Genomic DNA, 22404 nt, shown 5'->3' with positions numbered 1-22404 from the left:
GTCGCTTCACCGCAAAGTTATTGCGCTCAAAAAAACTAACAGCTAAAAATGTATACAAAATATAAAAGGTATACATTTTGAAAAACTCTCCGTTTTCAGATACCAGCTTGTCCGCCATCAGCGCAGGCTTTGTCGCCGTGCTGGTGGGAGTAGCCAGTTCCGCCGCCATAGTCTTTGAAGCCGCGCGTGCAGCTGGCGCAAGTGAAGCAATGATCGCCTCCTGGATTGGCGCCCTGGGCCTGGGGATGGGCATTACCTGTATTGCCTTCTCTTGGTATTACCGCGCCCCGGTAATCACTGCCTGGTCGACTCCAGGTGCTGCACTTTTGGCCACCAGTTTAAGTGGCATCCCCATTGCTGAGGCGATCGGTGCTTTTGCGTTTAGCGCCCTGTTAACACTCCTCGTGGGCGTGTCCGGAGCCTTTGAGCGGGTAGCGCGAATGGTGCCGGCTCCAATTGCCAGCGCTATGCTCGCAGGCATACTTCTGCAATTTGGTCTCTCTGTATTTACTTCTCTGCAGGCACAACCATTATTGGTCGGCATCATGTTGCTGACCTATCTAGTCGGGCGCCGTTGGGCGCCTCGCTACGCCATTATTTTGGTACTAGCGGCTGGAGTGGCGACTTGCTGGAAGTTGCAACTCATTGCATCGGCCCAGATCGGCTGGCAAGCGGCACACCCTGTTTGGGTCACCCCAGAATTCCGCCTCTCCACTTTAATTGGAATTGGCCTTCCTCTTTTTATCGTCACTATGACGTCTCAGAACCTGCCCGGAGCGGCAACCCTGGCCGCCAGTGGCTACAGTAGAGTGCCTATATCTCCTGTTATTAGCGGCACCGGCCTCACCTCTTTATTGCTGACACCTTTTGGTGGCTTTGCATTTAATCTGGCAGCTATTACCGCTGCTATTTGCACCGGCCCGGAAGCCCATCCCAATCCCGACAAACGCTATACCGCCGGCATTGCCGCCGGTATTTTTTATCTGTTGATGGGCCTCTGTGGCGCTAGCGTTGTGGCATTATTCAGTGCCTTTCCCCAGTCGCTGATTGCTGGCCTCGCCGGCTTGGCACTGATTGGCGTCATTGGTAGCAGCCTGGCTGGAGCAACAGCCGAGGCCGACAGTCGTGAAGCCGGAATTATCACTTTTCTGATCAGTGCTTCTGGTATCAGCCTCTTTAGCATTAGCTCTGCCTTTTGGGGGCTGCTGGGGGGGCTGGTGTGTTACTGGTTTTTCAAGCGCAGGAATTAATAAACATCAATGGGCCTCTACGAAAAAATTAAGTGGGACTTGCAGCAGGGGCGATTCGCCGCCGGCCAAGTGCTAAAGCAGGCCGAACTGGCAGAGCTTTACGCCGTCAGCCGTATTCCGGTTAGGGACGCTCTACAAAGATTGAAAAATGAGGGCTGGTTAACCGGACACGGGAAACGCGGCGTCGCAGTGCCGCAGTTTGACCCTATTGAAGTGGAAGACCTCTACCTGATGCGCATGCGCCTGGAACCGCTGCTGCAATCCCTGGCACTGGAAAACCTTAATGGAGAGATCCTGGGGCGGGCCAGAGATATTCTGGAATCCATGCAAGCCAAACCTAAACTCTCCGCCGAGCAGATCGGAAAAATGAATTGGGAGTTCCATGCCTGTATTTACCGGGCAGCTGCAAGACCCACGCTATTTAGTACCGTCGAGCAACTGCACCGGCAATGTGAGCGTTATATCGGTTACCAATCCCACGGTCTGAATTACCAGGACACCAGTCAGGACGAGCACTTTGCAATACTCAATGCACTCCAAGAGGGAAACGGGGACCAAGCCGCCGCACTGCTGGCAAAACATATAGAAGCCGCCGGCAAACTATTGGTAAGGCACTTACATCAGCCCCATTTTTAAACCGCTTTCCCTCAGCAATCGAAAATCACCCACTGCGGCAATTTGATATGATAGCTGCCAATTGCGGCTGCGGGGTTTCTGCGGCCCTATGGATAGCCGGAGTAATTTCCCGATGAGCCAAAGTTTCGGCCGTGGTGCCTACCCCAACACTCGCCTGCGTCGCCTGCGTGCTAAGGATTTTTCCCGTCGACTGGTGCGGGAAACCCAGTTGAGCAGTGACGACTTGATCCTGCCACTATTTGTTATTGAGGGGCGTAATGAAACCCAAAAAGTCGCCTCAATGCCGGGTGTTGAACGCCTGAGCGTGGACCTGTTGGCCAAGAAAGCGAAGACAGTTCGAGAGTTGGGAATCCCCGCCATAGCCCTTTTTCCGGTAGTCGACCCGTCAGCAAAGTCCGACTGCGCCAGTGCCTCCCACGACGCCGATGGCTTGGCACAAAGGGCTGTTCGCGAGCTGAAAAATGCGGTACCGGAATTGGGAGTTATCACCGATGTAGCCCTGGACCCCTTTACCAGCCACGGCCAGGACGGGCTGATGGACCACAGCGGTTATATCGTCAACGACGAAACCGTTGAGGTATTGGTACAGCAGGCCCTGTCACACGCTGCAGCCGGTGCCGATATGGTAGCCCCCTCGGATATGATGGATGGTCGTATCGGAGCCATTCGCGATGCTCTCGAGGGCGCGGGCCACAGCAATACCCTGATTATGTCCTACGCCGCTAAATATGCCTCCGCTTACTACGGCCCTTTCCGCGATGCAGTGGGCTCTGCCGGGAACTTGAAAGGTGGCAATAAAGCGAGCTACCAAATGGACCCCGCCAACACCGATGAGGCATTGCACGAGTGCGCCCTGGATCTGCAAGAGGGCGCGGATATGGTGATGGTGAAACCCGGTATGCCCTACCTGGATATAGTGCGTCGGGTAAAAGAAGAATTGCGGGTTCCCACTTTCGCCTATCAGGTGAGCGGGGAGTATGCGATGCACTGCGCCGCCTTTGAAAATGGCTGGCTGAAGAGAGAGGCGGTTATTCTGGAGTCCTTACTGGCCTTTAAGCGCGCCGGTGCCGACGGCATCCTCACCTATTTCGCCGAAGAAGCCGCACAGTTGCTGCAAGACTGATAGCCGGCGATAAAGCGCGCGATTCAATCGCGCGCTACCTTCCCTAGGGCCACTGATCTTCCAGGTCAGGCCCCACCGGCTGGGCTTCCTCTACCGGTACGCCCTGAGCCCTCCCGCCAAAAGTATTATCTCTTGGCAGCTCCAGGGGCTCCTCTTCATAATCGGAGCCATACTCGGGATCTACACCAAACTCTTCCGCATCGTCACCTCGAAGTTGCTCCTGCAATTGTTGGCGGCGCTGATCGCGCATCTGCTGCTCACTGGTATCCACCCCCCAACCGGGACTCATCTCCTCTCTGGGAGCCGCATCGTCGCGACCATTGCCGAATAGATTGCGGAACCAGCGCCAGCGATTCTGCCCCCGACATTCCGGCGCCGGTTGCAGCTGGCTTTCGTAGGAGAAAGGAATCTCATAACCACCGCGACAGTAATCCGGGTCCATAAACTGCCCCCGGGAGTTCACTGACTTAAGCTCCACTCCTCGGGGCATCTCTGCCGGTCCGTGTTGATGGGGCAGCTTGCGCATAATCTCCGTCCAGATCGGCAGTGCGCCAGTAGAGCCAGTTAGGCGCGTGCGCTCATTGTCGTCGCGCCCGAGCCAGACTACCGCGGTTACTTCCGGGGAGAAGCCCGCAAACCAACTATCGCGGTTATTGTTAGTGGTTCCGGTTTTCCCGGCAAAGGCGATGCTACTTGGCAAGCGCTTGGCGGAGCGGCGTCCGGTACCCTCACGCATAGCCTGCTCCAGCCCCCAACGCAACAGGTAAGCTGGAACGGGGTCGACACCGCGATTAGCCTTGCGGCGGAAGTGCTGTACACGGCCGCCCTGGGCATCGGAAACCGCCAGCAGTGTGCGCGGCTGTACCGTCTCACCATTGTTCGCGATGGTCTGGTACATACCGGCAACTTCGAACGGGGTCATCTCCACTGCACCAAGCAACATCGCCGGCACTCGGGGGAGCCTGGATTCAACACCCAGGCGGCGAATCGTCTGGCGCACATTCTGCAGGCCGAGATCCAATCCCAAATGGGCCGTCGCCAGGTTATAGGACTTGGCCAGAGCGATATAAAGCGGTATCTGTCCGTGAGCGCGCTTATCGAAGTTCTGCGGCATCCATACATCGCCATCCGCCTCTTCAATTCTCACCGGGGCATCATCGATCAGGGTGGCCAGGTTGTACTCTTCCGGTCGCTCTAGAGCAGTGAGAAACACAGCCGGCTTAATCAGGGAGCCCACCTGGCGGCGGGCTTCCAGCGCCCGGTTGAAGCCTGGGTAGTCCGGGTTCCGATCTCCCACCATGGCGAGCACATTGCCGTTGCGATTATCCAACAATACTGTCGCGGCCTGGAGTGAATTGGCTTTGATCCCTCGGTCTTTCTCCAGCTGGCTAACGCCCTGACTGATGGACTCCTCCGCCAACTTCTGCACCGAAGGGGCCAAGGTGGTGTAAACCCGTAAACCCGAAGTGCGCAATTCCTCGTAGGAGTAGTAGGGACGCAATTCAATCAACAGCCGCTCAGTAAAGGCCGGGTAAGGATTCTGCGCACCGACACCACCCTTGACCACCCCCAGAGGCTTGGCGGAATACTTCTGGAACTCCTCCTGGGTAATCAGCCCCTGCTCCAGCATCAATTCCAGCACGGTATTGCGCCTTTGCAGTGCTCTCTCGGGATTGCGCCAGGGGTTGTAGTAAGACGCACCTTTCGCCAGCCCCACCAACAGCGCTACCTGATGGGGTTCCAAGGTATCCAGGGGCTGCTGGAAATAGAATTCAGAGGCCAACCCAAAGCCATAAATACCTCTGGCACCCTGCTGACCCAACCACACTTCGTTGATGTATTCCTGCAGGATATAGCGCTTGTCGTAGTGCACCTCCATCAGGATGGCCATCAGGGCCTCGTTGAATTTACGTCTCAGGCTGGGCTTATGGTCAAAAAAGATATTTTTGACCAACTGCTGGGTAATTGTGGAGCCACCCTGTACCAATCGTCCGGCTTTTGCGTTGGCCACCATGGCCCGGGCAATACCGCGAGGGGAAACACCAAAGTGATTGAGGAAGTCCTGATCCTCAACAGCAATCAGGGTATTGGCTACCAAAGGAGGAATATCATCGAAACGCACTGGATTGCGGTCGTCACCTCCCCCTAGTAGAGAGCCGATATTAGCTGCGTCCAGGCGAAACTCTGCCAGGCTTCGGCCATTGTCATCACGCAGGCCGCTAATTTGATCATTGCGCAGACGGAAGGAGACCACTGCAGCAGGCTGGCGGCCATTGGCATGGATAAAGTCCCGGCGCCAGACTTTGTAATTCATTCCGTCCTGAACCCAGGAGCCGGGCTCACTCAGAGTGCCCTGCTTGCGGTAATTCAAGGCAGCAAATTCGGACTCCAACTCATCCGGATGCATTGCCATACCCTCGCGCAGCACCAGCGGGCGAGCATAGACTCGGGCGGGAAGTTGGTATTGACGGCTATCCAGTCGCTCGCGCAGCTGCACATCCAGGTAAGCCATATACGCTGCCAGCGCCAGGGAGCCCACCAGGGCTAAAAGCACTAGCAGCTTGAGCCAGCGATATCGTCGTTTGGGCTTTGACGCTCTGACGCGCCGGCGTTTCGTTGATGCCATATGAGGATTCAGTCCCGCTGCCAACTCAGTACATCAAGCGACTCATGAGACCTAACCAGCCCCAATCGAAGAGTCGAAGGCAGGGTACCAGCAGGTGGCAGCTCCGCTGGTATCTTGCTGCCAGCGCCTTTCAGCACTGGCGGGCCCACTCAATTAGCGGGCTAAAATCCAGGCTTGGCAGTATCTATCACCTGGCGGTTTACGTGAAGGTGCTATTTACACCTGTGCGAGGATTGACCGCAGCAACCGCGTATAAGTTCACCAAGATGTAACAAGCGCCTATGTGAGGGTTTGCTGTCGCCAGCCCTCCCCAATGCCTTGCACTTGGCAAAATCACGTCCATAATGCGGCGGAAATGTAGACAATAAGCCCGAATAGGAATGATATGCAGCAATACGATCTCTACGGCATAGGTGCCGCCCTACTCGATACAGAAATCGAAGTGTCGGACCAGGATTTGAGCAGCCTTGGCGTGGAAAAGGGAATCATGACCCTGGTAGATGATGCCCGTCAGCAGCAGCTGGTAGACGACCTTCAAAACCATATGGTCACTGCCAAATTGGCCTGCGGTGGCTCCGGTGCCAATACAGTCATTGCTGCCAGCTATTTCGGTCTCCGCACCTTCTATTCTTGCAAAGTTGCCGCTGACGAGAATGGTGATTTCTACAGAAACAACCTTAACAGCGCCGGGGTCGACTATCCCGAAACACTGAAGCAAGCTGATGAGGGCACTACCGGCAAATGCCTGGTGCTTATCACCCCGGATGCCGAACGCAGTATGAACACCTATCTGGGAATGAGTGAACAGCTCTCAGTCGCTGAACTGGATAGCGATGCACTGTCCGCCTCCAAGTGGGCCTATATCGAAGGCTACCTGGTCTCCTCTGAAACGGGCCGTGCCGCAGCGATCAAGCTTCGCGAAGAAGCCGAAGCCCACGGAGTTAAAACCGCTCTCAGCCTGTCTGACCCGGCTATGGTTCAGTTCTTCGGCGAAGGGCTGCGGGAAATGATTGGCGGCGGTGTGGATATGCTGTTCTGCAACCGGGATGAGGCTCTGGGCTTTACCGGTACCGACTCTGTGGAGGGCGCCGTTGAAGCGCTGCGCGATTACTGCCGCAGTTTCGCGATTACCCTGGGCGCCGATGGCGCACTGCTATGGGACGGCAACGACGTTCACCGCATAGAGAGCCCCGAAGTCCGCGCCATCGATACCAACGGCGCAGGCGATATGTTTGCCGGTGCTTTCCTCTACGGTATCAACCGCGAAATGAGTTTTACCGAAGCTGGCGAACTCGCTTGCCGCGCTGCCGCCCAGGTGGTGAGCCAATACGGCCCGCGCCTAGAAGCCGAGCAGCACTCCGAATTACTCGCACCGGTTGTTTAATAGTAATTGCCTAGTAGCAGTTATCTATAGACACATGATTTCCAGGGGCCCCTAAGGCTTGGGCCCTCTGGAATGGTGGAGCATCCCCGGGTAGCTATCCAGCTCCGGCAACCCCGTCGCTGCGGAAATACCGAACCCCTGGGCATAGTCCACCCCCATCTGGCTCAATTTTTCCATTAACTCCGGGCTCTCTACATACTCGGCGATAGTGCTGATACCCATTCTCTTCGCCAAGTGATCAATAGTGCTTACCATTGCGCTATCAATTTCATCCTCAAGCATATTGCGCACAAAGCTTCCATCGATTTTAAGAAAATCTACCGGTAGCTGGCGCAGATAAGCCAGGGAGGAAACACCGCGACCAAAGTCATCCAGGGCAAAGCTGCAACCGGCGGCTCTCAGCTTGTGGATAAATATCAGGGCTCGTTCAAGATTATTGATGGCGCTGGTTTCTGTAATTTCAAATTGAACCCGCGAAGGCGTTACACCGGCATCGGACAAAGACTGCAGCACAAAATCAGCAAAGGTCTCATCCCCCAGGCTGATACCGGAAATATTGACCGCATAATTAATTCCGCCCATCCCCAGGCGCTGCTCCTGGGCCATATAGTCAAAGACCCGGCGAATTACCCAACGGTCCACTTCCTCGATCAAGCCGTAGCGCTCTGCGGCTGGCAAAAACAGCCCCGGTGAAATCACTCCACCATCACGGCCGCGCATCCGCACCAGGATTTCATAGTGGTGGACATTGCGGTCCCCCTTTAGTGAAACCACTGGCTGTCGGTACAACATGAGGCGATCTTCCCGCAAAGCCGCGTGAATTTCCGCAACCCAGGTAGTCTCGCGACGCTTCTCCAATACCTTACGGGAGTCGCCAAACAGCTTAACGCGATTTCTGCCCTGCTCGCGGGCACTGCAACAGGCATCATTGGCCGACGCCAGTAACTGACTGGCACTGGGGGTAAAGTGATCGACACCAACAACACCGATCGACACCGCGACCCGGTTGTCATTCCCCTCCCAGAAAAAACTGAAGTTCTGCACAGAGTCGCGCAGCCGAGCCACCACACGACCACCTTCTTCCAGGGTGCAGTCGCGCAGTAGTATCGCAAACTCATCACTGCCGACTCGGGCAAATAGATCATCGCTGGAGAGGCAGCGCTTGATTAACTCCACCAACTGAACCAACAACTGGTCCCCGGCAACAAAGCCCAGGGTATCGTTAATAACTTTGAATTGATAAACATCCAGGTAGAGCAATACATGGTGCTGGCGTTTATCGACACAGAGGCTGAGTTGGCTTTGCAGCTCACTCTCAAAGAATTGTCGGTTGGGCAGTCGGGTTAAGGCGTCGTGGCTGCTTTGCCACATAAGGCGAGTGGAAACCCGGCGTGCGGCAGAGGTATCCCGCAGCACCAAAACATAATTTTTAAGCACCCCCATATCCCAAAGAGCCATTACCTGCACGGTCACTTCAAGTGGGACATGCTCTTCCCCTGGGCGCTCAATACAGGCATTAAACTCTCTGGTTCTGGGTACTTCACCCAGGTCACTGGATGCCGGCAATATCGGCTCTATCGCATCGCCCCGGCTATTGCACAGGCGCAAACCTTCACTGAGTGGCTGGCCGGGCAGCAGTCCAACCAGGTCCCCAGTCATTTCGTTGACCAAGGGGTTGGTGTAAACCACCGTGCCCGCAGCATCGGTGACAATGACACCATCGGCAACTTCACCGAGAGCCGCCTCCGCCGCCTGTAAACTGATCTGCTCACAGGGACGCAGCCCCTCTTCCAACTGGGCGAGGGGGCCGAGATAACTTGCCGCCTCTGGATTAAACAGCGTCACGGGAAAACTCACTCAAAACACAACAGAGCAAAGCGCAAACCTTTCCCGGCAGCGGGGAGGTGCCTTGCGACAGGCCATAACCGAAAAAGGTTACCGACATCATCGCCCACGATCGCCGATTTTATTCAATTATCCAGCCTCCCAGCCGAGTTTTTTCTACAAATGTATAAATTGCACATTCACAGATTGCTGCGCAAGAAATTTTTTAATTTCTCGTCTTCAAATACTCGTTGTAGAGTTGTGCTGAGCAGTCCATTCACACGGCTTTGGACTTCTTCACGGCTGGGCTTAACCAGGTTCCGATCTTTGCCGGAAGCGCTGTAAGTGCCGAAATAAGTGCGAGGACCAATTTTCACTTCCAGGTGAATTTCAGCAGAGGTGTCAATCTCGGTGGTATAAACCGTATTTGGACTGTTGTAGGTGAGTTTTACCAATTTTGCGATCATCTGAACTTCCGGCGCGGTATCGGTAATTCGGAATGACCAATTTGAAAAACCCTCACGCAATCCCGCTGCAATAGCCTCACCAGCGTCATTGCCAATACTTACCTGAGCAGTATCCGCATAAACACCACCCAATGATCCCAAGCCGCCAGAGGGCAGTTCATTAACTCCCATCACACTCATACTAAAGCCTTCGCCTATCGCTTCAGGAGCAACCTGGACCTGAGGCTGCAGCCAAATTTGCAGCGGGCTGTGAGCACAAGCGCTGAGTAGCAGTGCACCAGCAAAAACCAATAACTTCTTCATGTTTAATTCCCCCTCACTTCAAAAAAACTGCCAATTCAGCCATGGTGATGGTGGTGGTGCTCACCCTCATCACTCATCCGAACTATTGGCACAAGAATATCTACACTGCTGCCATCGGCAAAAAGCAGTCGCAACGGCAACTCCTCCCCCGCCTGCAAGCGCAGACCTTTAATCATTAAGTGAACTCCACCGGGAGCCATATCTACACTTGCCCCGGCGGCAATCGTCAGCTGATCCAGCGGGCGCATCCGGTTTATTCCATTCTCCGATATTGTGGTATGCAGGTCTGCTGAAGCCTGTTCAACACCCGGCAACTCCACACCCGTGAGTACCTGACTCGAATCACCAGTGTTGTGCAGCGACACAAAGGCAGCGCTCATCGAAGGCCCCGGAGGAGTTTCCCGGGCATACCCCTCCGCCGTAATTCCTATGGAATAGGCGCCTTTAGACACAAGGAGTGCGGTGATTAAAAAGGCAAATGCCAATACTTTTTTCATGGTGCCCCTCCGCTGGGCTTAATCAGAATCAGTTTCGCCGGATTCCCGACTTTGATATCTCCACGCACCCGATACCCGGGTACAGCCTCGCGCAGTTGCTGATAAACCCAACGGCCCTCAGCATCACTGCGCGCTACGATAATGACGCGCAGCTGCTCGCTGCGAATCCTGCCCGCTACTCGCTGCAACTGTTCCACCAGCCCGGCAGACCTTGCTGCAAGTTCACCGGCTGGCAGACCTATCACCTCCCCTTGCGGTAAATCGAGCTGCGCTCTCCCCCGCTCGCGGACCAACTGTGTACGCACTTCAGCCACCAGCGGATTGGCCGGGGCCAACATCTCGGCCCGTTTCAACAGGGTATTCACCTCCCCAAAATCCCTGCGACGCAGGGCGTCCCGCGCCCGCTCAACATAGGTGACCACAATGGTTTGAATACCGGTTTCTGCCTTGCTGTTATCCGGTTGCAGTTGCAATACACGCAGGTAATAGTCGTAGGCACTGGCGCCGGCAGGCTGGGTTAGATGCCCTTTGCGCAGCGCCTGTTCCGCACGACTCAAAAAAAAGGAAATATTGTTGCGCCGAACCTGGTCTTGGGATGGCGTCTTTTTAGGGGCGGGAGGAGGGACAACCGTTTTAGGTGCGGGCTTATTGGATGAGCAGGCCCCCAGGCAAAATGCCAGTAGCAGTAAAACCCCAAGGCTGTGAAGGCGTTCAAATGACGGCAAAACAATCCCCTATTGTTGTTTTTTTGTACCACTGGCGTCGCTATACTGCTGCGGCGACTGAACCCCCGTCTGGTGCAGCAGTCTGAACTATGCGCCCGACTATAATGAATTTTTTCATCTATGGCTGTGATGACCAAAAGTTTCCGAAAAAATTTCCTCGTTCTGCTGACAATCCTGCTGGCCACAACCAGCATTGGAGCTACAGCGCAGAATTCCGATAACCCTTTTGCCTCGCTGAGCAGCGCCCAGGAAAACACTTTTCTGCCGGTTGATGAAGCTTATCAGCAGGATCTGCTCTTTGATGCCAACGGCCTCAGTGCACTCTTCCAGATCGCCCCAGAGTACTACCTCTATCGCGAAAAACTGGCGCTGTACAGGGTCGATAATGGTGAAAAAACTCCCATCCCCCTGAACCTGCCAACCGGTGAAGTTATTTGGGACGACTATTTCGAGAAAGAGACTGAGGTCTACCGAGGCCAGCTCGAATTTGCCCTGGATATCCCTGAAACCAGCGGTTCTACCCAACTGGAGCTCCACTATCAAGGCTGCGCAGATGCTGGCCTTTGCTATCCACCTCAAACCCGATACTACAGTGTGGATTTTGCCAGTCAGGATATAGAACCGCAGGACAGCGCCTTAATTACAGGCGCGCCCACTCCGCCAGCGAGTGCTGGCGGTGCCGCAGGCAGTAGCAATGTCACCTTATCACTGGCGCTACTTCTCGCATTTGCCGGTGGCCTGATCCTGAACCTGATGCCCTGTGTCTTCCCAGTACTGTCGATTAAATTACTGGCAGTGAGCCAGGCGGCACAAAATGCAAGCCAAAGGCACCACCACGGCTGGGCTTATACACTGGGCGTAGTTTTGAGCTTTGTGGCTATCGCCGCTGTGATGCTCGCCCTTCGCGCCGGCGGAGAGGCTGTCGGCTGGGGCTTCCAGCTTCAATCCCCCTGGTTGGTGGCAGCACTCGCCTACCTGTTTTTTATCATGGGGTTGAGTCTGTCCGGAATGACCGAACTCGGCAGTAAACTGATGGGTATTGGCGGCAACCTGAATAAACGTCAAGGGTTGTCGGGCTCTGTGGCATCCGGCGCGCTGGCAACACTGGTGGCCAGCCCCTGCACTGCGCCGCTGATGGGCTCCGCACTGGGGTTTGCTGTTACGCAACCCGCGCTAATTGCGCTAAGTGTTTTTGCCGCCCTTGGCGCCGGTATGGCGGCCCCCTTCCTGTTGTTGACCTATATCCCCGCTCTAGCCGAAAAGCTGCCCAAACCCGGCCCCTGGATGGATCGCCTAAAGCAGCTGTTAGCATTTCCGATGTATCTCACTGCGGTATGGCTACTGTGGGTTCTAGGCCGACAAGCCGGGGGTGATGGGGTTGCCCTAGTACTGGCTGGTGCTGTAGCCATTGCATTTGCCCTGTGGCTTTGGCCGCGTCCGCAATGGCACTGGCTGCGCGGTTCTCTGGCTCTGGCCTCCCTGGCCTTGGCGGTTTTTCTACTTCCGCAACTGAAAACCATCAATCAGTCTGAACAATTGTCCAGCAGCGATTACTGGGAGCCCTATTCGGCAGAGAGACTGGAGACTGCACGCAGTGAGGGGCGTGCAGTTCTGGCCAATATGACAGCGGCCTGGTGCATCACCTGCCTGATGAATGAGAAAGCTGTGCTGTCGAGCACCGAGGTCAGTGATGCTTTGGAGCGCCTCAACGTGGTCGCGCTGAAAGGAGATTGGACCAACCAGGATCCGCGAATCAGTGAATTATTGGCCAAATACGGGCGTACCAGTGTGCCGCTGTATCTCCTCTATCCCGCCGATGGGGGCGACGCAAAAATACTGCCGCAAATACTTTCTCAAGATGATTTACTACAGGAATTGGAGAACGCTGTGGACTCCCCTTTGAGCACTGGGGTGACTCAGTAAAGTTTTTGGCGCCTTTGTAGCCAACAACCCAAGGTAAACAGGCCATAGCCCGGATATTTTGAACTAATTTTTTGCCCAATATCGCCGAACTGCTGCTAACTTCGATAAACTCCGAGTCTGGCATGGACAGGGAGTCACTTTTGCGGCAGACTCGGTTAATGAGTTCGGGCAGCTAGGCCGAAATTTCGAGTTTGCCCGCAAGATAGCCAATTTTAACCCACTTTATATGGGTTTTCGGCAACTTTCTTCAGGGCGAATTATGGCTAAACTTCTTCTCCTTCACGGCCCCAACCTAAATCTTTTAGGCAGTCGCGAACCTCACATCTACGGGTCTACCACCCTGGCGGATATCAATGAAGCCGCCGAGCGCCAGTGCGACGCCGCCGGCCACGAACTGGAAGCCCTGCAGAGCAATAGTGAATCAGCCCTGCTCGAACGAATCCACCTGGCGGCGACTAGTGGGGTCGACTTTATCGTGATCAATCCCGCTGCGTTCACCCATACCAGTGTCGCCTTGCGCGACGCCCTGGCAGCCGTTGCCATCCCGTTTATTGAGCTTCATCTGTCCAATCCCCATGCCAGGGAAGCTTTCCGACACCATTCCTATCTTTCTGACCTTGCCTGCGGCGTAATCTGTGGCTTTGGCGCCAACAGCTACACCCTGGCCTTACAGGCAGCCATCCACCAATTGGATGCCACACCTGCACAACAATGAATCAAACTGCGAGTAAATAACTATGGATATCCGCAAAATTAAAAAATTGATTGAGCTGCTCGAAGAATCGGATATCGGCGAGCTGGAAATCAAAGAAGGCGAAGAGTCCGTGCGCATCAGTCGCGGCGTCAGCAGCGCAGCCCAACCCGTTGCACCGATTTACAGCGCGCCTCCCGCACCGGTTGCCGCCCCCGCTGCTCCGGCGCCCAGCGCTCCTGCTGCCCCAGCTGAAAAAGAGTCCAAGCCGGCTATCAGCGGACACGCGGTGAAGTCCCCGATGGTAGGCACCTATTACGCTGCCCCCAGCCCTGGCGCCGAGGCATTCGTGAAGGTGGGCCAGCAGGTCAAAGTTGGCGATGTTGTGTGCATCGTCGAAGCGATGAAAATGATGAACCAGATCGAAGCCGACAAGGCCGGTACCATTGAGTCGATCCTGCTGGAAGACGGCCAACCGGTTGAGTTTGACCAGCCCCTCGTGACCATCGTCTGAGTGGGGTAAGTCACAATGTTCGACAAAATCCTAATCGCCAATCGCGGCGAAATCGCATTGCGGATTTTGCGCGCCTGTAAAGAGATGGGCATCGCCACTGTGGCGGTGCACTCTTTGGTAGACCGCAATCTCAAGCATGTACGCCTGGCCGACGAATCTGTATGTATCGGCCCCAACCCATCCCCGCAGAGCTACCTAAATGTGCCGGCCCTGATCTCCGCCATGGAAATCACCGACGCAGTAGCCGTGCACCCCGGCTATGGCTTTCTCGCAGAGAACGCGGACTTCGCCGAACAGGTGCAAAAGAGCGGCTTTACCTTTATTGGCCCTGATCCGGATGTGATCCGCCTGATGGGTGACAAGGTGTCTGCGATTGCCGCCATGAAAAAGGCTGGCGTTCCCACCGTTCCAGGCTCTGACGGCCCGCTGCCCGATAATAGCGAGCGCTGCATGGAGATCGGCCGCAGCATCGGTTATCCGGTCATCATTAAAGCTGCCGCCGGTGGCGGTGGTCGCGGCATGCGCGTGGTGGAAAAGGAAGAGGAGCTGGTGAACGCGATTGCCGTGACCAAGTCCGAAGCCCAAGCGGCCTTCGGTGACGGCACCGTCTACATGGAAAAATTCCTGCAGAATCCCCGCCATGTTGAGATCCAGGTAATGGCCGATGGCCAGGGCAACGCCATCCATCTGGGCGATCGCGACTGCTCCCTGCAGCGCCGCCATCAAAAAGTTTTGGAAGAAGCCCCAGCTCCGGGTATTCCCGACGAGGTGCGCGAGCAGGTACATGAGTCCTGTGTACAAGCCTGTATCGATATCGGCTATCGCGGCGCGGGTACTTTTGAATTCCTGTATGAAAATGAGCGCTTCTACTTTATCGAAATGAACACCCGTATCCAGGTGGAGCACCCCGTTACCGAAATGGTAACGGGCGTCGACCTGATCAAAGAGCAGATTCGGGTTTGTGCCGGTGAGAAGCTATCCCTGAAGCAGGAAGATATCGTAATCAAAGGTCACGCCTTTGAATGCCGTATCAATGCCGAAGATCCGCAGACCTTCTTCCCCAGCCCCGGCAAGGTAAACAACTTCCATATGCCTGGCGGCCTGGGTGTGCGGGTCGACTCCCATCTCTACTCCGGATACTCGGTACCCCCCAACTACGATTCCATGATCGCCAAGCTGATCACCCATGCGGAAGATCGCGAAACTGCGTTGGCGCGTATGCGTGTGGCCCTGTCGGAACTGGTAGTGGACGGCATCAAAACCAATATTCCCCTACAGGAAGAGTTGGTACGAGATGAAAACTTTGCCAAGGGTGGGGTCAATATCCACTACCTGGAGAAGAAGTTAGGTCTTTAAGCGCTCGCCAGCCGGGGCAAAGTTAGCGAGAATTGCGGCAAACATAACGACACTGAACCTTGCCAAGGATGGCGTGGCAACCGTCGTTATCTGAGTGCGGCCCGGCCGCAACAATGCCGTAAACATCGCTACAACATTTCCGGAATAATTATGCCCTGGCTACAACTCCGCGTGGACACCGACCGTGATCACGCGGAAAAAATCGAAGACGCACTGCTTTTTGCCGGTGCCGTATCTGTCACCCTGCAAGACAACGCTGACCAACCGATCCTTGAACCCGGGCTCGGAGAAGTGCCCCTATGGGAGCAAACACGGGTTACCGGGTTGTTCGATGCGGAAGTCGACACCTCAGTTACCGAGGCAAAAGCAGCTTCCTTCCTATGCGAAATGCTGCCCAATGCCCGCTGGGAGCAACTTGAGGACAAGGATTGGGAGCGGGAGTGGATGACCCACTACAAACCCATCCAGTGCGGCCCCAATTTGTGGATCTGCCCCAGCTGGTGTGAGCCACCACAGCCAGACGCCGTGAACCTGCTGCTCGATCCGGGCCTAGCTTTCGGCACTGGCACGCACCCAACTACTTTCCTATGTCTGCAATGGTTGGCGCAGCAGGAGCTCGCAGGTAAGAGTGCCATCGACTTCGGTTGCGGCTCGGGCATTCTGGGGATTAGCGCACTACTACTGGGAGCAGAGCGAGTTCTCGGCACCGATATCGATCCCCAAGCATTGCTCGCCAGCCGCGACAATGCCCAGCGCAACGGCATAGACCCCGAGCGCTTCCCGGTCTACCTGCCAGAACAAATGCCGAGCGAAGCCGCCGATGTTATGTTGGCCAATATCCTCGCCGGTCCCCTGGTAGAACTCGCCCCTAAACTGATACAGCTCACTCAATTGGGCGGAAAAATCTGTCTGTCCGGCATCCTCAGTTCCCAGGCAGAGCAGGTGAAAAATGCTTACAGCGAATGGATTGAGTTCGATCCTGACGGCGAACACGAGGGATGGGTCAGACTGACAGGCAAGCGGGTGCGCTAAATGCGCCCCCGAGCACTACGCGGGACCCCTTTGGGCTGATAAACTTGGCTGCTAAATAAACTGCGCTCTAGTCGAATGTCTCAACTGGTAACCCGCTGCCCTCATTGCAGCACATCATTTCATATTAATGACCAGCAACTGCGCGCTGCCCGCGGCGCCGTTCGCTGTGGGTCTTGCCTGCAGGTGTTTCGCGCAGACGAAAATATCGTTTTCTCAGAAAGTGATAGCGAGAGCCGCAATGATTTGGAGGCTTTGCTGGAAGACGATGACTTCCTGATCCACGACGATATCGAGCTCGACGAGGACGAACCCGCCACCCCGCCATCTCCACCAGCTGTGGATCAAACTACCAATCAGGAGAGTGCAACCAATGAGATTGCACCTGACAGCGCGCCCAAATCTGAACCAAAAGAATATAGTGCAGCAGCGCAGGAATTAATTGGTGACGCCTTTGGCGACCATGAGTGGCAGGAGCTGGAAGCATCTCACACCGAAGAGGAAGCGGAACCCGAAGAGGACCTGGATAAAATCCTCAAGCCGGACTGGGAAGAACTTCCTGATTTTGATTCTGACCCTTCGCCCGAGTACAACGGCCAACCTGAAGTACCGGAGTTTGAAACTTCTAGCTCCCTCGCTGAGGAATCGTCTTGGGACAACAATGAGCCTGCAGTATCAACCGAGTCTGTAGATACACCTCCCCCCACTGAGGAAAGCCGCCAGGAGCCTTACTTCGGTGGCGAATCTACCACTGCTGAAGAGCCCCAGCGGGAGCAATTAATCTCAGCTATCCAGCCCGCGCCTGTGGAGATGTCGTGGGGAGTACCCAAAAAGAAACGCACAGCCTCTCCCTGGCTGTGGCGTGCATTGATTCCCCTATCGATCCTCGGCATAGTGATTCAGGTTGCATACTTCCAGTTCGATAGCCTCAGCCGCAAACAGCCCTGGCGCGACTTCTATGCTGCCGCCTGCCCACTATTCGGCTGCACCTTACCCCAACTAAAAGATACCCGGGCGATCCAGGCCACAAACTTAATGGTGCGCACCCACCCGCAGCTGCAGGGCGCCCTGGTAGTGGATGCAGTGCTGCTAAATACTGCCCCCTACGCGCAACCCTTCCCCAACTTATTGTTGAACTTCAGCGACCTGAAGGATAAGGCTGTGGCCAGTCGTCGGTTTACCCCGAACGAGTACCTACAGGGGGAGTTGGCCGGACGCAAACTAATGCCCCAGGACAGCCCCATTCATATCGCTATTGAGGTGGTTGACCCCGGTGCAGAAGCGGTAAACTACGAGCTGAACATCACTCACTGAACACACACAAGCTCCCCGGCTAAGTTTTTAGCAAAGGGGATTTGGCGCCATAAACAACCAAACCTGCGCATTCGACAGGCTAAATGAACAGTGATCGATCAAATTGCCCGCTTTTTCGCTTTGCCATTAACGGGCCAGCCGCTATCATAGGCGGCTGTTTTGCCGGGGCACAGATTGCCCTTCCTACAGCCCAAATGGAGCTACCGTGTCTACTGCCATTGGCCCCTATATTATCGACAACCCGGTAATTCTGGCGCCCATGGCCGGTGTCACCGACCGCCCCTTCCGCCAGCTGTGCCGAGAACTCGGCGCCGGATTGGTGGTTTCGGAGATGGTGACCTCGGACACTCGCCTGTGGAACAGCCGCAAGTCCCGCTTGCGCCTGGATCACGGTGGCGAAGCGGCGCCCATATCGGTGCAGATCGCCGGCGGTGATCCTGAGATGATGGCGGAAGCCGCTCGGGAGAATGCTCGTCGCGGCGCGCAAATCATCGATATTAATATGGGTTGCCCGGCAAAAAAGGTGTGTAAGAAAGCAGCGGGCTCCGCCCTGCTGCGGGATGAAAAGCTGGTAGCGGATATTCTTCAAGCCGTGGTCCAGTCTGTTTCCGTCCCGGTGACGCTAAAGATCCGCACCGGCTGGTGCCCGGATTCCCGCAATGGCGTCACTGTAGCCAAAATGGCCGAGGATTCCGGGATCGCTGCACTGGCGGTTCACGGTCGCACTCGCGCCTGTGGCTACCACGGACAGGCTGAATTCGATACCATTGCCGAAATTGTATCCAGGGTAAAAATCCCGGTTTTTGCCAATGGCGACATCTGCAGTGCTGAGAGAGCCCGAGAGGTGCTCGATTACACTGGCGCATCGGCGGTCATGATTGGCCGTGCAGCACAGGGACGACCATGGATTTTTCGGGAAATAGCCCACTATCTCGCCACTGGCGAGCGGCTACCCGAACCGACATTGGATGAAGTCAGGAATATTTTGCTCGCCCATTTGGGCGAACTACACCGATTCTACGGTGAAGTGATGGGGGTCCGTATCGCTCGCAAACATGTGGGCTGGTACTTGAAGACGCTCGCGGATAGCGAGTCCTTCCGCAAGACCTTTTTCCAAATAGAGAGTGCAGAAGTACAACATGCCAGCGTTCACGAGTGGTTTGAACGCCGAATAACGAGAGGGGCACAAGCGGCATGAACAACGAAGTATTAATTCCGGATACTGGCAATGAAGAAGTATCCTCCAGGGGACAGACTCAACTGGCACAGCCACAGCAGCAGTCCCTGCGCGATGCCGTCGAGCACGCAATGGAGAATTACTTCCGCCACCTGGATGGCCAGATGGTAACCGATGTCTACGACATGGTGCTGTCGGAGATCGAAGCGCCCATGCTCGAAGTGGTGATGAAATACACCCGCCACAACCAGACCCGCGCCGCGCAATTACTGGGTCTCAACCGTGGCACCCTGCGCAAGAAGCTGAAGCGCTACGGCCTGCTGTAAGCTTCCCACCAAGCGAGATTTTGAAGGGGGATGAGGTAACTCATCCCCCTTCGCTATTTTCCCGGCAGCGTTTTTGTTGCCACAGTGGACAACCGCTAAAACCCTTTAAACATCCTTTTCGAAAACCAGTTGGATCAAGTGCAATGACAGACAAGGTTTCCATCCGCCGCGCTCTAATTAGTGTCTCTGACAAGAGTGGCATTGTAGAGTTCGCTCAACAGCTCTCCGCAATGGGGGTTGAGATTCTTTCCACCGGCGGAACCCACCGCCAGCTCAAGGAAGCGGGTATTCCCGTCGTAGAAGTTTCCGACTACACCGGCTTCCCTGAAATGATGGACGGCCGTGTCAAAACTCTGCACCCGAAAGTACACGGTGGCATTCTGGGGCGCCGTGGTACCGATGATGCCATCATGGGCGAGCACGGTATCACCCCGATCGATATGGTGGTGGTTAACCTCTACCCCTTCGCTCAAACCGTTGCCAAGCCCAACTGTTCCCTCGAAGACGCTATCGAGAACATCGATATCGGCGGCCCCACCATGGTTCGCGCTGCCGCCAAGAACCACAAAGATGTCACTATCGTGGTCAATGCCAGCGATTACGGCAACATCATCGAAGAAATGAAAGCTAACGATGGCGCCTTGAGCCACGCCAGCCGCTTTGACCTTGCGGTAAAAGCCTTTGAGCACACGGCGGGCTATGACGGCGCTATTGCCAATTACCTGGGCGCCATTAAAGGCGAAGAAAAGCAGCTGTTCCCGCGTACCTACAACAGCCAATTCATCAAGAAACTGGACCTGCGCTACGGTGAGAACCCGCACCAGAAATCCGCTTTCTATACCGAGGCCAACCCGGCTGAGGCCAGTATTTCCACTGCCACCCAGCTGCAGGGCAAAGAGCTCTCCTACAACAATATTGCCGATACCGATGCCGCGCTGGAGTGCGTGAAATCCTTCGAACAACCCGCTTGCGTGATCGTAAAACACGCCAATCCCTGTGGTGTGGCGATTGCTGAAGATATTCGCAAGGCCTACGACCTGGCCTTCGCTACCGACAGCGAGTCCGCCTTTGGCGGTATTATCGCCTTCAACCGCGAGCTGGATGGTGCCACTGCCCGCGCTATCGTCGAGCGCCAGTTTGTCGAAGTGATCATTGCGCCGTCAGTCTCCGAGGAGGCCAAACAGGCCGTGGCCGAGAAGAAGAACCTGCGCCTGCTGGTATGCGGCCAGTGGAGCAGCGAGCGCACCCCGGCACTGGACTACAAGCGCGTTAATGGCGGCCTGCTGGTTCAGGACCGCGACGACGGCCTGATCACCGCTGCCGACCTGAAAGTAGTCTCCAAGCGCCAGCCCACTGAAGAAGAAATCCACGATCTGCTGTTTACCTGGAAAGTGGCCAAGTTCGTAAAATCCAATGCCATCGTATACGGCAAAGACGGTCGCACTGTAGGCGTAGGCGCAGGCCAGATGAGCCGCGTAAACTCCGCACGCATCGCCGCAATCAAGGCCGAGCACGCCGGCCTCGCCGTTGCAGGATCCGTTATGGCTTCCGATGCCTTCTTCCCCTTCCGCGACGGCATCGATAATGCTGCCGCTGTAGGAATCCAGGCGGTCATCCAGCCCGGCGGCTCCATGCGCGATGAAGAAGTGATCGCCGCAGCGGACGAGCACAATATGGCCATGGTATTTACCGGTATGCGCCACTTCCGCCACTAAGATTGTACGCCCGCAAATGCTTACTGCTGCGGGCTATGATCAACGGGCTGGGAAGTATCGATACTTCCCAGCCCGCACAAATCATTTGAATCCAGGGGCGAGACTCAGGCCCCAGAATCAATTCCACGTTAAACTAGCACACCTATAACCTGTGCAATGGACCGGATCGGTCGACTTAGGGGGATTTAAGAATGAACGTATTGGTTATCGGATCAGGTGGCCGCGAGCACGCCCTGGCGTGGAAAGCAGCGCAAAACCCAAATGTCGGCACCGTCTATGTTGCCCCGGGCAACGCCGGCACTGCCCGCGAACCCAAGCTGGAAAATATCGCAATCGGTGTGGATAACTTCGCCGCCCTGGCAGATTTCGCCGAGGAAAACGGCGTAGAACTAACTATTGTCGGCCCGGAAGCACCGCTGGTAGAGGGTGTTGTCGATTTCTTTAATGCCCGTGGCCTCGCCATTTTTGGCCCCAGCAAAGGCGCCTCCCAACTGGAGGGCTCCAAAGCCTTTACCAAGGACTTTCTCGAGCGCCACAAAATCCCCACCGCTGCCTACCGCAATTTCACCGAAGTGGAGCCGGCGGTTGCCTACATTCGCGAGCGCGGCGCGCCCATCGTGGTTAAAGCCGACGGCTTGGCTGCGGGCAAGGGTGTAATCGTTGCCGAAACCGAAGAGCAGGCTGAGCTCGCTGTACGCGATATGCTGTCTGGAAACGCCTTTGGTGAAGCCGGCTGCCGCGTGGTTATCGAGGAGTTCCTCCAGGGTGAGGAAGCGAGTTTTATCGTGATGGTGGATGGTGAAAACATCCTGCCGATGGCCACCAGCCAGGATCACAAGCGCGTTGGCGATGGCGATACCGGCCCCAATACAGGCGGTATGGGGGCCTACTCCCCGGCACCGGTAGTGACCGACACCATTTACCAGCGCATTATGCAAGAGGTAATCGAACCCACCGTTAAAGGTCTCGCTTCTGAGGGTACGCCCTACACCGGTTTCCTTTACGCCGGCCTGATGATCGATAGCGACGGTACTCCGAAGGTTATCGAGTACAACTGCCGCTTTGGCGACCCGGAAACCCAGCCAATTATGATTCGCCTGAAATCAGACCTGGTCGACCTCTGCATGGCTGCTCTGGACAAGAAGCTGGACACTGTCACTGCTGAGTGGGACCCCCGCCCAGCCCTGGGTGTGGTACTTGCCGCGCACGGCTATCCCGGCAGCTACCGCAAAGGCGACGCCATCAGCGGCCTGGACAAAGCAGACGGTGACAACGCCAAGGTCTTCCACGCCGGTACCGCACTGGATGGTGAGCGTGTAGTCACCAATGGTGGCCGGGTGTTGTGCGCCACAGCATTAGGGGATACCGTCGCTGAAGCTCAGGAAAATGCCTATGAATCAGCTCGGGCTATCTACTGGGACGGTGTGTTCTTCCGGAAAGATATCGGCTACCGCGCTGTCGAAAGAGAAAAGGTTTCTGCAGAGCAGCAGGACTAACAGCTGGCATCGGCGGCCGCTCATAAGC

Annotated in this window: 19 protein-coding genes; 14 read left to right on the top strand and 5 right to left on the bottom strand. The window is 55.7% G+C overall.

What is annotated here, in order from left to right:
* Positions 1 to 77: 77 nt before the first annotated feature.
* The 3 genes from ACG1BZ_RS02420 (at position 78) to hemB (ending at position 3009) form a co-directional block, all read left to right on the top strand.
* Positions 78 to 1250, top strand: a complete 1173-nt coding sequence (locus ACG1BZ_RS02420) for a benzoate/H(+) symporter BenE family transporter (protein WP_413664267.1) — start codon at positions 78 to 80, stop codon at positions 1248 to 1250.
* Positions 1251 to 1259: 9 nt separating this feature from the next.
* Positions 1260 to 1886: a GntR family transcriptional regulator gene (locus ACG1BZ_RS02415; RefSeq protein WP_413664266.1), complete on the top strand. Its 627-nt coding sequence runs from the start codon at positions 1260 to 1262 to the stop codon at positions 1884 to 1886.
* A 112-nt stretch (positions 1887 to 1998) separates the two neighbouring features.
* A complete protein-coding gene (gene hemB / locus ACG1BZ_RS02410; RefSeq protein ID WP_413664265.1) occupies positions 1999 to 3009 on the top strand; it encodes a porphobilinogen synthase in 1011 nt (336 codons plus the stop codon).
* Positions 3010 to 3052: 43 nt separating this feature from the next.
* Here hemB and mrcB read toward each other — a convergent pair whose 3' ends face one another.
* Positions 3053 to 5635 carry a penicillin-binding protein 1B gene (gene mrcB, locus ACG1BZ_RS02405; protein WP_413664264.1) on the bottom strand — a complete coding sequence of 861 codons (2583 nt, stop codon included), beginning with the start codon at positions 5633 to 5635 and terminating at the stop codon, positions 3053 to 3055.
* A gap of 385 nt (positions 5636 to 6020) precedes the next feature.
* On the opposite strand from mrcB, the gene ACG1BZ_RS02400 reads away from it, so the two are divergent.
* Positions 6021 to 7019 (top strand): adenosine kinase, encoded by a 999-nt coding sequence (locus ACG1BZ_RS02400; RefSeq protein ID WP_413664263.1) that lies wholly within the window; start codon positions 6021 to 6023, stop codon positions 7017 to 7019.
* Positions 7020 to 7070: 51 nt separating this feature from the next.
* Here the strand turns inward: ACG1BZ_RS02400 and ACG1BZ_RS02395 are convergent, their stop codons facing one another.
* The 4 genes from ACG1BZ_RS02395 to ACG1BZ_RS02380 form a co-directional block, all read right to left on the bottom strand.
* A complete protein-coding gene (locus ACG1BZ_RS02395) occupies positions 7071 to 8864 on the bottom strand; it encodes a putative bifunctional diguanylate cyclase/phosphodiesterase (RefSeq protein ID WP_282934428.1) in 1794 nt (597 codons plus the stop codon).
* Between the two features lie 179 nt (positions 8865 to 9043).
* A complete protein-coding gene (locus ACG1BZ_RS02390; protein ID WP_413664262.1) occupies positions 9044 to 9613 on the bottom strand; it encodes a YajG family lipoprotein in 570 nt (189 codons plus the stop codon).
* Between the two features lie 35 nt (positions 9614 to 9648).
* On the bottom strand, positions 9649 to 10110 hold the full coding sequence (locus ACG1BZ_RS02385) for a copper chaperone PCu(A)C (protein WP_413664261.1): 462 nt from the start codon (positions 10108 to 10110) through the stop codon (positions 9649 to 9651).
* Positions 10107 to 10835 (bottom strand): N-acetylglucosaminyltransferase, encoded by a 729-nt coding sequence (locus ACG1BZ_RS02380; RefSeq protein WP_413664260.1) that lies wholly within the window; start codon positions 10833 to 10835, stop codon positions 10107 to 10109. The genes ACG1BZ_RS02385 and ACG1BZ_RS02380 overlap by 4 nt, the downstream gene beginning before the upstream one ends.
* Positions 10836 to 10964: 129 nt before the next feature.
* Here ACG1BZ_RS02380 and ACG1BZ_RS02375 point away from each other — a divergent pair, with 129 nt between their 5' ends.
* The 10 genes from ACG1BZ_RS02375 (at position 10965) to purD (ending at position 22376) form a co-directional block, all read left to right on the top strand.
* Positions 10965 to 12758 carry a protein-disulfide reductase DsbD family protein gene (locus tag ACG1BZ_RS02375; RefSeq protein ID WP_413664259.1) on the top strand — a complete coding sequence of 598 codons (1794 nt, stop codon included), beginning with the start codon at positions 10965 to 10967 and terminating at the stop codon, positions 12756 to 12758.
* 259 nt (positions 12759 to 13017) lie between these two features.
* Complete coding sequence (aroQ, locus tag ACG1BZ_RS02370) at positions 13018 to 13473, top strand: type II 3-dehydroquinate dehydratase (RefSeq protein WP_413664258.1); 456 nt, start codon at positions 13018 to 13020, stop codon at positions 13471 to 13473.
* Positions 13474 to 13495: 22 nt separating this feature from the next.
* Positions 13496 to 13963, top strand: coding sequence for an acetyl-CoA carboxylase biotin carboxyl carrier protein (gene accB, locus ACG1BZ_RS02365; RefSeq protein WP_282934436.1), 468 nt, complete (start codon positions 13496 to 13498; stop codon positions 13961 to 13963).
* A gap of 15 nt (positions 13964 to 13978) precedes the next feature.
* Entirely contained in the window at positions 13979 to 15319 is a 1341-nt protein-coding gene (accC, locus tag ACG1BZ_RS02360; protein ID WP_413664257.1) for an acetyl-CoA carboxylase biotin carboxylase subunit, read from the top strand.
* Between the two features lie 150 nt (positions 15320 to 15469).
* On the top strand, positions 15470 to 16351 hold the full coding sequence (gene prmA, locus ACG1BZ_RS02355; protein WP_413664256.1) for a 50S ribosomal protein L11 methyltransferase: 882 nt from the start codon (positions 15470 to 15472) through the stop codon (positions 16349 to 16351).
* A 75-nt stretch (positions 16352 to 16426) separates the two neighbouring features.
* Entirely contained in the window at positions 16427 to 17662 is a 1236-nt protein-coding gene (locus ACG1BZ_RS02350; RefSeq protein WP_413664255.1) for a DUF3426 domain-containing protein, read from the top strand.
* Between the two features lie 259 nt (positions 17663 to 17921).
* Complete coding sequence (dusB, locus tag ACG1BZ_RS02345) at positions 17922 to 18860, top strand: tRNA dihydrouridine synthase DusB (protein ID WP_413665838.1); 939 nt, start codon at positions 17922 to 17924, stop codon at positions 18858 to 18860.
* Positions 18857 to 19165, top strand: a complete 309-nt coding sequence (fis, locus tag ACG1BZ_RS02340) for a DNA-binding transcriptional regulator Fis (protein WP_020411495.1) — start codon at positions 18857 to 18859, stop codon at positions 19163 to 19165. The genes dusB and fis overlap by 4 nt, the downstream gene beginning before the upstream one ends.
* Positions 19166 to 19308: 143 nt before the next feature.
* Positions 19309 to 20880, top strand: a complete 1572-nt coding sequence (gene purH / locus ACG1BZ_RS02335; RefSeq protein ID WP_413664254.1) for a bifunctional phosphoribosylaminoimidazolecarboxamide formyltransferase/IMP cyclohydrolase — start codon at positions 19309 to 19311, stop codon at positions 20878 to 20880.
* Positions 20881 to 21071: 191 nt separating this feature from the next.
* Entirely contained in the window at positions 21072 to 22376 is a 1305-nt protein-coding gene (gene purD, locus ACG1BZ_RS02330; RefSeq protein ID WP_413664253.1) for a phosphoribosylamine--glycine ligase, read from the top strand.
* The last annotated feature ends 28 nt before the right edge of the window (positions 22377 to 22404 follow it).

It is taken from the genome of Microbulbifer sp. CNSA002, from assembly GCF_047324085.1.
In the GTDB taxonomy this organism is placed as follows: Bacteria; Pseudomonadota; Gammaproteobacteria; order Pseudomonadales; family Cellvibrionaceae; genus Microbulbifer.
This window is presented reverse-complemented; position numbering and strand designations above follow the sequence as displayed.